The organism is Rahnella sp. AN3-3W3, from assembly GCF_003263545.1.
GTDB classification, from domain to species: Bacteria; Pseudomonadota; Gammaproteobacteria; order Enterobacterales; family Enterobacteriaceae; genus Rahnella; species Rahnella variigena.
Map to the genome: position 1 here is coordinate 1 of NZ_JYDG01000087.1, position 9,958 is coordinate 9,958.

Genomic DNA, 9,958 nt, shown 5'->3' on the forward strand with positions numbered 1-9,958 from the left:
GTGGCAACCCAAGGTGTTGATTTTGATTTTAAAGTCGAAGTGAATTTAAAAACCGCCCCTTTGCAGCGGCCTCTGCACACAAAATGGCATTAAGCGGCTTTTGCCTCAGAAAGCCGCATCAACCGGAACCCAACACCCACGCCAACAATCAGCATCAGACTGATAAACCCGGTAATCCCGTACCATCCGTACGCATGCCAGAAAAATCCGCCCAGCGTCCCGGCGACGCTCGATCCCGCGTAGTAGCTGAACAGATATAAAGACGAAGCCTGACCTTTAGCACGACGCGCACGACGGCCAATCCAGCCGCTGGCCACAGAGTGCGCAGCGAAGAACCCGCCGGTGACCAGGATCATGCCGATGAAAATCAGCCACACCGGAGAGAAGGCGGTGATCAAAATTCCCAGCAGCATGATGGCTGTCGAGCCGATCAGCACCGGGCCGCGACCATAGACACCGGTCAGTACGCCTGCCTTGGGCGAACTGTAAGTCCCCATCAGATAGACGATGGAAAGTATCCCGACAATCGCCTGACTCAGGTTATAAGGCGATGAAAGCAGACGATAACCGATGTAGTTGAACATGGTCACGAAACTGCCCATCAGCAGGAAACCTTCGGCGAAAAGTAACGGTAATCCGCTGTCACGCCAGTGCAGCTTAAAGTTGATCAGCAGTTTGCGGGGCTTGAGCGAGCTTGCGCGAAAATGCTTAGAAGGCGGCAGAATGCGCCAGAACATAATCGCGGCGGCGAGGGCGAAGAAACCGACGACCGCGACGGCGATACGCCAGGAAAAAAAGTCGGTCAGCACGCCGCTGACTAAACGGCCACTCATGCCGCCGATCGAGTTCCCGCTGATGTATAAACCCATCGAGAAGGCGACCACGCTCGGGTGAATTTCCTCACTCAGATAAGTCATTGCTACCGCTGCCACACCGCTGAGCGATAAACCGATCAGCGCGCGCATGATGAGAATGCCGTCCCAGCTCTGCATAAAGGAACAAACCAGCGTGCAGCCTGCGGCGAGCAGTAACGCCACCACCATCACTGATTTTCGCCCGACGGCGTCAGAAACCGGCCCGGTAAACAACAGTCCGATTGCCATCAGACCGGTCGATAATGACAGCGACAGGCTGCTGGTGGCTGGTGAAATCCCGAAATCATGAGACAACACCGGTAAAATTGGCTGAACGCAATACAGCAACGCAAATGTCGCCAGACCCGCAGAAAACAGAGCCAGCGTAACGCGGATAAATTGCGGTGTACCACGTTTGATAAAAGGAGTTTTCAGACCGGAGCGGGCGACAGGCGAGTCAGGATTTAATTCGTCGTCATTAACAGAATCTTGAGCAGGTGCAGCGGAAATCCGCCGGGAGGTTTTCACTGGAAATCCTTAATACGATAGGCTGTAAAACTAAATTTTAAAATGTATGAAAATTTTAACAGCGGTCTTTGTATTGTCTAATATATTAATTTATCGAAAACGATACGTTTAAAGTATCAATCAGGAACAACCGGACATCGTTATGAGTCACATTGAGCTGCGTCATTTACGTTATTTCATCGCAGTTGCGGATGAACTGCATTTTGGCCGGGCGGCGGAGCGTTTGCATATTTCCCAGCCGCCGCTGAGCCAGCAAATTCAGGCGCTGGAAGCGCATGTCGGTGCGGCGCTGTTTTACCGCAGTAACCGCAGCGTGCGCCTGACGCAGGCGGGTCAGGTGTTTCTGTCAGAAGCGCGTCAGATTTTACAACGTGTGGATGAGGCCTCGGCGCAGGCGGCGCGTATTCACCGCGGGGAATCCGGGAATCTGACACTCGGGCTGACGTCTTCGGCGCCGTTTTTACGCCGGGTTTCAAGTACGTTGCATCGGTTTCGCCTGACGTATCCTGACGTGAATATCCGCATCGAACAGCTCAACAGTAAACAGCAAATCGAACCGCTGCTGGAAGGAAAACTGGATCTGGGGATGATGCGCAACGGCGAGCTGCCGCCGGAGCTGGAACATCATCTGGTACTGACTGAACCCCTGATTGCGGTAGTCCATAAAGACCATCCGCTTAACGCGCTGGCCGAGGGCGAACTGACGTTTCAGCATCTGGCCGATCAGCCATTTGTGTTCTTCTCTAAAGATGTCGGTACATCGCTGTACGACGATATTCTCGGGCAGTTGAAAGCGCAGGGCATTACGCCGTTTATCACCCAGGAAGTCGGGGAACCTCTGACGATTATCGGCCTGGTGGCGGCAGGGCTGGGCGTATCGATTTTACCCGCGTCTTATTTGCGGATTCAGGTGGAGGGCGTGCGCTATCTGCGCTTTGGCAATTTGCATGGCACAACGCAATTATGGCTGGTGAATCATGCGACACGTCCTCTTACGGCAGCGACCCGCGCGTTTATGGCATTGTTGCTCCACGATGACTGACGGACTTCTTGTACAGAACATGCTGTTTTTCCAGTCAATTCTGAGGGTCTTTTCACGCAATTTGTGCACCAAATCACATAACTAATCAAATAGTTGACGACATATAACAAAAACTCCAACATACCCCTAATCTTTATTTTGAAGCGCGAAAATAACAGGAGTTCCTTGAGTGATCCCCGACGGGCAACCAGGACATATCGACCAGATTAAACAAACCAATGTCGGTGCTGTGTACCGCCTGATAGATCAGTTTGGTCCCATTTCGCGTATCGAGCTTTCGAAAAAAGCACAACTGGCTCCGGCCAGTATCACCAAGATTGTCCGCGAGTTGTTACAGGCTCATCTGGTGCTGGAAACGGAGTTTCAGGATCCCGGCAGTCGCGGGCGTCCGGCCATTGGTCTGGCGCTGGATACGCAGGCCTGGCACTACCTTTCTGCCCGTATCAGTCCCGGAACCGTGACCTTAGGTTTGCGGGATTTGAGCAGTAAACTGGTGGTGGAAGAAGTGCTGCCATTGCCGGTTCAGGCTCCGGAACCGCTGCTCAAACGTATTATCTCTGAAATCGATCAGTTCTTTATCCGTCATCAGCGCAAACTCGAACGCCTTACCGCCATCGCCATTACCCTGCCGGGGATGATAGATGCACGCAGGGGCATTGTTCACCGTATGCCGTTTTACCATGACGTGTTTGATATGCCGCTTGGCGACACGCTTTCCGTACATACCGGTCTGCCGGTTTATGTGCAGCACGATATCGGTGCGTGGACGCTGGCGGAGTCACTTTATGGCGCCTCCCGTGGCTGTAAAAACGTCGTTCAGGTAGTGATTGATCACAATGTCGGTGTGGGCGTGATCACCAGCGGACGGGTTCTGCATGCGGGTAGCAGCAGTGTGGCGGAAATTGGTCATACGCAGGTGGATCCTTACGGCAGGCGTTGTTATTGCGGCAATCATGGGTGTCTGGAAACGGTGGCCAGCACGGACAGTATTCTCGAACTTGTACGTCAGCGTCTGACGGTACCGGTTCCAGCCAGCTTACTGCATGGGGTTTCGCTGACCATTGAGGCCGTATGCGACGCCGCTAACCGTGGCGATCAGCTGGCGCGCGATGTGATTATCAGCGTCGGTCAGAGCGTAGGGCGAATTCTCGCGATCATGGTGAATCTGTTTAATCCGGAAAAAGTGCTGATCGGCTCGCCGCTTAATTTATCTCAGGATATTCTCCATCCCGCGATAATGTCCTGTATTCAGCAGCAGTCACTTCCTGCATATAGCGAGAATATCAAACTCGAATCGACGCAATTCTATAATCAGGGAACTATGCCCGGTGCGGCATTAGTCAAAGACGCGTTATACAGCGGCTCCCTGATAATAAAATTACTGCAAGGCTAAGTTTTATATAACGTTAGGCTGTTTATCTTAATAAAATAGCTATAAGCCTTCCGGCTTTTTTGCTCACCGAGTCGACAAAACATTGCGCTAACGCAAACCGCTCTCATCTCTCATCGCCTAGACTTTCTGTCGATACTTTGTCTCCTGCGATGTTTTCTTACCGGAGACTATCTTTCAATAAGACGGAGAGATCCCGGAGCCTGAATTCCATGTTAACGCACTTTTTCGTCACGGGTACGGACGCCCGTGTAGGTAAAACCATTGTCACACGTGCCTTGCTTCAGGCCTTAGCCGCGCAGGACCGCTGCGTTTTAGGCTATAAACCTATTGCAACTGGCAGCCAGGAGTTGGCCGACGGGGTTCGAAATAAAGATGCGGTAACTCTCCAGCAGTCATCTTCTATTTCTTATCCTTTTAATAAAATAACCCCTCTGGCGTTGGCGGATGAAGATATTTATGCCAGCCAGATCCCCGGAAATGTGTTTGAAATAATGACCAATGGCCTTAATTTCATGCGTGAAGAGGCGGATTCAGTGGTTGTTGAAGGATGTGATGGCTGGAGAACATTGATTACTCCGCATCTTTTTTATTCTGACTGGGTACGCCAGCAAAATATGCCGGTGGTATTAGTGGTCGGTATTCAGGAAGGTTGCGTCAGCCATGCATTATTAACAGCGCAGGCAATTATTGCTGATGGTTTACCGTTGATTGGCTGGGTGGCGAACCGCATTAATCCGTGCCTGGCTCACTATCAGGAAACAATTGACGCGATAAGCGCCAATATTTCAGCACCGCTTCTGGGAGAAATTCCGTATTTACCCCGCGCTGAAAGCCGCGATATGGCGAAGTTTATTGACCTGTCCAGCTTCAATCTCAAAACAATGACCCGCGCCTGACGGTGACGTTGTCACAAAATTTCGCCAGTTCGGAGGCTCTGAGTGCAAAACCCGGAGCCTTTTTTACGTCTATAATTTGAAATCTGCCTGAGTGCATTCATCAACACAATTCTTAAGAAAACAAAGAACATGGCCGTCAATCATTCTGAAGTCCAAACATCTGCTGTTAAATCTTCCCACCGTCCGCTGATCCTCATTGCCTGCATGTTGTCGATGTTTATGGCCGCGGTAGAAGTGACCATTGTCGCGACCGCGATGCCGACCATCATCGGTGACCTCGGTGGTTTTTCACTGCTTGGCTGGGTATTCGCCGTCTATCTTCTGACACAGGCGATTACAGTGCCCATTTACGGGCGGCTGGCGGATTTGTACGGCTGCCGGAAAATGTTTTTCATCGGCACTACCTTATTTCTTATTGGTTCAGTCCTGTGCGGCTTCGCGCCGTCGCTGGGCTGGATGATCGGTTTTCGCGCGTTGCAGGGGCTGGGCGCTGGCGCCATTACGCCCATTGCCACGACGCTGATTGCCAATGTCTACGGTCCGCAGGAAAGGGCGAAAGCGCAGGGGTATTTGTCCAGCGTTTGGGGCGTTTCGGCGATAGTCGGGCCGCTGATGGGGGCGTTTATTGTTTCCCATTTTCCGTGGGCGGTGGTGTTTTGGGTGAACGTGCCCATCGGCCTGGTGGCGATGGCGATACTTATCAAATACCTGCCGCCGGACGGTCAGCGTAAACCGCATCAGCTGGATCTGGCCGGGACCGCTTATCTCACGCTCGCCGTTGCTTGCTTATTACTGGCGCTGTTACAGGCCGAAGCCCTGGGCTACTGGGCGCTGGCGTTGCTGGCGTTTGCTGTTGTCAACGGCGGGTTATTGGTGCGTCAGGAGCGTAAAACGCCTGAACCTTTATTCCCGCTGGCGCTGTGGGACAGCAAAGTGATTATTGCCGGTAATGTCGGTGGTCTGATTATCGGCGCGACCATGATGGGGATCAGCGCGTTTCTGCCGACTTACGTTCAGGGCGTTCTCGGCGGAACACCGCTGGAGGCGGGCACCACGCTGGCGCTGATGTCCATCGGCTGGCCGCTGGCAAGCATGTTCAGCAGCCGCATGATGCAGGCAACGTCGTATCGGACCACGGCGGTGACGGGCGGATTGCTGCTGGTGGGCGGAAGTCTGGCGCTGTTATTGCTTTCGCCGTCGTCGGGATTGTGGATGGCACGTATCGCGGCGTTTTCTATCGGCGCAGGCATGGGGCTTTCTAACACCACATTTATCGTTTCAGTGCAGAACAGCGCAGAACCGGCGATCCGCGGCATTGCTACCGCGTCGACGCTGTTCACGCGGATGCTTGGCTCAGCCATCGGCACGGCGGTATTGGGCGCGACGCTGAATCTTAATCTGGAATACCGGCTGCCACAGGTGAACGACCCGGTTCAGCAGCTGATGGAAAAAGCCACGCGCAGCGCGATGGACTCAGGACAGCTGAATATGCTGACCGACAGCGTGGCCGCTTCGCTGCACTGGGTATTCGTGGTGTCGGCGGTGGTTTCAGTGCTGGCGGTCGCCGCAGGTTTGCTAATCCCGTCTGGCGACCGCCCGCGCCGTGAAGCGCAGCGGGAAAGTTAAGACGTCTGACGCTGCTGTAGCCTGAATGCGATTAACATCAGCGTCAGGCTCAGCAGTACGGCAATCGACGCCATTGCCATCCCGTCGCCTACCGAACCCTGTTCAAACTGCCGCCAGACATACACAGAAACCGTCTGCACACCTGCCGGGGACAGCAGCAGCGACGTCACCAGTTCACGCGACGCCACTGCAAAGACCATCATCATTGATGCCAGTAAACTCGGGAACACCAGCGGCAGCAGGATCATCCGCAATGCCTGCGCGGCAGTCGCGCCGTGTACCCGTGCCGCCGCATCGAGATTACCGCCAATCTGCTTTAGCGCCGCGCTGACATACCGCACCGGATAAGGCAGCAACAGACAGCAATACGACAACAGCAGGATCCCCCAGGTGTTATACGGCGTCACGGGCCAGAAACTGCGGTTCCAGGCCAGGATCAGCCCGACACCAACCACGATACCCGGCAGCGCGGCCGGAAAAAGCGAAAGTCCGTCAATCAACGCCGCCCCGCGAATTTTGCGTGCCATCACCAGCCATGACGCCAGAAATCCCGTCGCACCGGCGATCAGTGCCGTGCCCAGCGCCAGACTGAGACTGGTCGACAGCGCACCGAGCGCATCGCTATGCGCAGCAAACAGATTGCCAAAGTGCCGTAATGTGAAATTGGAAAGCGTCAGTCCGCCGGAAAGGGTGCCGGAAAATGCCGTTACCAGCGTGGAGATAATCGGCAGCGCCACCGCAATCAACGCCACGACGGTAAATAACGCCATCACCGGCAGCGTCCAGCCTGCCAGCGATTTTTGTGTCACATCAGCCGGTTTACCGGTCATGCTCTCGACATTTTTACCGGCCAGCACCGCGCGTTGTACGCTGTAAGCACAAAGTGCGATCGCCACCAGCAGCAGGGAAAGCACCGCAGCGCCCGGCATATCAATCGGCCAGTCGGCAAGCCGCTGTTCGATACCGGTTGTCAGCATCAGAATGCCGCTTCGCGAACCTAACGCACCGGGCACGCCGTATTCCTCTATCGACAGGGTAAATGCCAGCAGCAGACTGGAGGCAATGGCCGGTAAGGCCATCGGCAACGTGATGCGGATAAATGCCCGCCAGGGTCCTGCGCCATGAATACGCGCCACATCCGCCAGACGGCTGCCGCTGGCGGCCATGTTGCGCGAGACAGCAAAATAGACCACCGGAAAAACGTTGAGCGTCATCACTGCCACCATACCCGGCAGTGAAAACAGAAAATCATTGAGATTCAGCCACGGCAGCAATTGCTGTACGTAACCGTTGGTTTGCAGCGCCAGCATCCACGACAGCGCAGCGATATAAGGCGGTATTAAAAAGGGGATCAGAAAAACCACATCCCACAGAACGGCGCCGGGCAGGGCGAATAATCCGCGCAGCGCGCCCAGAGGCACGCCGATCAGCGCGCTGCATAACGCCACGCCCAGTCCGACTTTCAGCGTGGTGGCAAACAGTGCCTGCAACGAAGGTTCGCCAAAAACACGGGTAAATGTGCTGAATGGCGCCGAATAACTGCCGGTATCCAGATGCGGAAAAACCGCCTGCAAGATCACAAATGCCACCGGCACGGCGACCAGTAACAGCAGCGCGATGCCCGTTACGCCCGGTAAAAAAGCGTTTCTATTCATTGATCAAATCTCAGAAGCGGGCTGTTTTGGCGACAGCCCGTGAAAGGATTATTGCTGGCCGAACAGCTTCGCAAAACGCTCGAGAACGTCTTTACGGGATGCTGAAGCCTGTGAGGCTTCTGGCAGCAACTTCAATGACTTAAACAAGGGACGTCTGGCATCAATGTCCGTGCGTGCTGGCATCAGCCACGCATCGGCGACCAGTTTCTGGCCTTCAGGCGAGAGCGCGTAATCGATAAATGCTTTGGCTTCTTTCTGCTGCTGGCTGGATTTGAGGATCATCATAGGACGCGGCGCGATAACCGTGCCGCTGCTCGGGAAAATCACTTTAACGGATTCACCGTCCTGCACGCTGCCATAAGACACATAATCCACTGCGCCGAATACCGCGGCTTTCGCCCCCTGCAATACCGGCGTCAGCGCCTGCGCATTCGGACCAGCGATAATCATGCCGTTGGCTTTCAAATCTTCAAACAGCTTCCAGGCCTGCTGTGCATGCGCATTTTGTAACCCGATCAGCAAATCTAACGAGGCACCAGAAAGCGACGGATCCGGCGTGGTGACTTTGTCTTTGAATTCTGGTTTGGCTAAATCGCCCCAGTCTTTTGGTTCGGTAGTACCGCTTTTGGTGTTCCACACGATACCCAGCGCGGAAATACCCTGCGCGACGTAATACGGCGTTTTGAATTGTGCCGGAACCTGTTCTGCATTTGGGCTTTGATATTCCAGCAACCAGCCACGTTGCTCGAGGTCGGTTGCGGTATCCCAGGACGCCGAAATTAAGACGTCCGCGCGCGGATTCGCCTGTTCAGCTTCCAGCCGCGCCATGACTTTGCCGGTTGTTGCCTGGAACACATCGACTTTTACGCCGGTTTGTTTTTCATAGCCAGCTGCCAGTTTTTTTGCCAGTGAACCCGGCCCGGCGGTGTAGAGCGTCAGTGCCTGAGCACTGCCGGCTGCCATTGCGAGAGAAAGAGTCATTGCTGTCATTACGCCTGTTTTGGTACGGGAAAACGTTTTTGTCTGTGTGTTGTGTGTGCGGTTCATCATTTTCATTCCATCAAAGGTTAAGCAACAAAAGGTGAAACAACGGAAGGGTCAATCTGGTCAATGCTGGCGATGGTGCCTTTGTCCATGCGCGCAATGCGGTGAGCGAGTGCATGAGCTTCGTGCTGATCGTGGGTGACATACACCGCCGTGGTGCCGAGCTGGCGCAACAATGTCGCCATCTCCTCGCACAGGCTTTCGCGCAGGTCGCGGTCAAGATTCGACAGCGGTTCATCGAACAGCAAAATACGCGGCTCGGCGACAATCGCCCGTGCCAGCGCCACGCGCTGCTGCTGACCACCGGAAAGTTCAGAAGGGCGGCGCGAGACAAAATCCGCCAGCCCGACGCGTTCCAGCGCGGCCATCACTTTCTCGTGTTGAGCCGCGCCACGGATCCCGCGCATTTGCAACGGAAACGCGACGTTCTGGCGCACGTTCATGTGTGGCCACAGGGCGTAATCCTGAAACGCCATCCCGAGATTGCGTTTTTCCGGCGGCACGCTGAGTTTCCCGCTGGCGACGATTTCGCCATCGAAACTGATCTGCCCCGACGCGGGATGGAGTAGCCCGGCCAGCATTTTCAGCAGCGTGCTTTTCCCGCAGCCCGAAGGGCCAAGCAGGGCGAGGATCGTACCTTCCGGCACGGATAAATTGACATGATTGAGTACCGGGTTGCTCCCAAAGAAATGGGACACCTGATGAATAGCGATGGCAGGGGGAGAAGACATGCGCGCAGGCGCATTCCCGCCGGTATGAGCTGGAATGATCATGGTTGGTACTATCCTCTTTGGGATTTATTTGTGGGGGTGAGCGTAAAGGGGGAATGTGACGGGGAAATGACAGTTTCTGTTCGTTCTTGTCGAGGATGCGTAAGAATTGTGAAGACTGGCTGGGGCGACTCCCTCCCCTGCGAAGGG

The 9,958-nt window shown here is 54.6% G+C and carries 8 protein-coding genes; 4 read left to right on the forward strand and 4 right to left on the reverse strand.

Annotated features, from left to right (window positions below):
• Nucleotides 1–89 precede the first annotated feature (89 nt).
• Nucleotides 90–1,382: an MFS transporter gene (locus UC15_RS20240; RefSeq protein ID WP_112290473.1), complete on the reverse strand. Its 1,293-nt coding sequence runs from the start codon at nt 1,380–1,382 to the stop codon at nt 90–92.
• 142 nt (nt 1,383–1,524) lie between these two features.
• Between UC15_RS20240 and UC15_RS20245 the strand changes: the two genes are divergently transcribed.
• From UC15_RS20245 to UC15_RS20260, 4 genes are all read left to right on the forward strand, one after another.
• The gene (locus tag UC15_RS20245; RefSeq protein ID WP_112290474.1) at nt 1,525–2,424 is read left to right on the forward strand and encodes a LysR family transcriptional regulator; all 900 of its coding nucleotides are present in this window, start codon (nt 1,525–1,527) and stop codon (nt 2,422–2,424) included.
• Nucleotides 2,425–2,593: 169 nt separating this feature from the next.
• A complete protein-coding gene (locus tag UC15_RS20250; protein ID WP_112290476.1) occupies nt 2,594–3,817 on the forward strand; it encodes an ROK family transcriptional regulator in 1,224 nt (407 codons plus the stop codon).
• Between the two features lie 209 nt (nt 3,818–4,026).
• Complete coding sequence (gene bioD, locus UC15_RS20255; protein WP_112290477.1) at nt 4,027–4,713, forward strand: dethiobiotin synthase; 687 nt, start codon at nt 4,027–4,029, stop codon at nt 4,711–4,713.
• A 129-nt stretch (nt 4,714–4,842) separates the two neighbouring features.
• A complete protein-coding gene (locus UC15_RS20260; protein ID WP_112290479.1) occupies nt 4,843–6,339 on the forward strand; it encodes an MDR family MFS transporter in 1,497 nt (498 codons plus the stop codon).
• On the opposite strand, the gene UC15_RS20265 is transcribed toward UC15_RS20260, so the two are convergent.
• From UC15_RS20265 to UC15_RS20275, 3 genes are all read right to left on the reverse strand, one after another.
• A complete protein-coding gene (locus UC15_RS20265; protein ID WP_112290480.1) occupies nt 6,336–7,994 on the reverse strand; it encodes an iron ABC transporter permease in 1,659 nt (552 codons plus the stop codon). The genes UC15_RS20260 and UC15_RS20265 overlap by 4 nt on opposite strands.
• A 48-nt stretch (nt 7,995–8,042) precedes the next feature.
• Nucleotides 8,043–8,984: an ABC transporter substrate-binding protein gene (locus UC15_RS20270; protein WP_198659745.1), complete on the reverse strand. Its 942-nt coding sequence runs from the start codon at nt 8,982–8,984 to the stop codon at nt 8,043–8,045.
• Nucleotides 8,985–9,061: 77 nt separating this feature from the next.
• Entirely contained in the window at nt 9,062–9,811 is a 750-nt protein-coding gene (locus UC15_RS20275) for an ABC transporter ATP-binding protein (RefSeq protein WP_112290484.1), read from the reverse strand.
• Nucleotides 9,812–9,958: the final 147 nt, after the last annotated feature.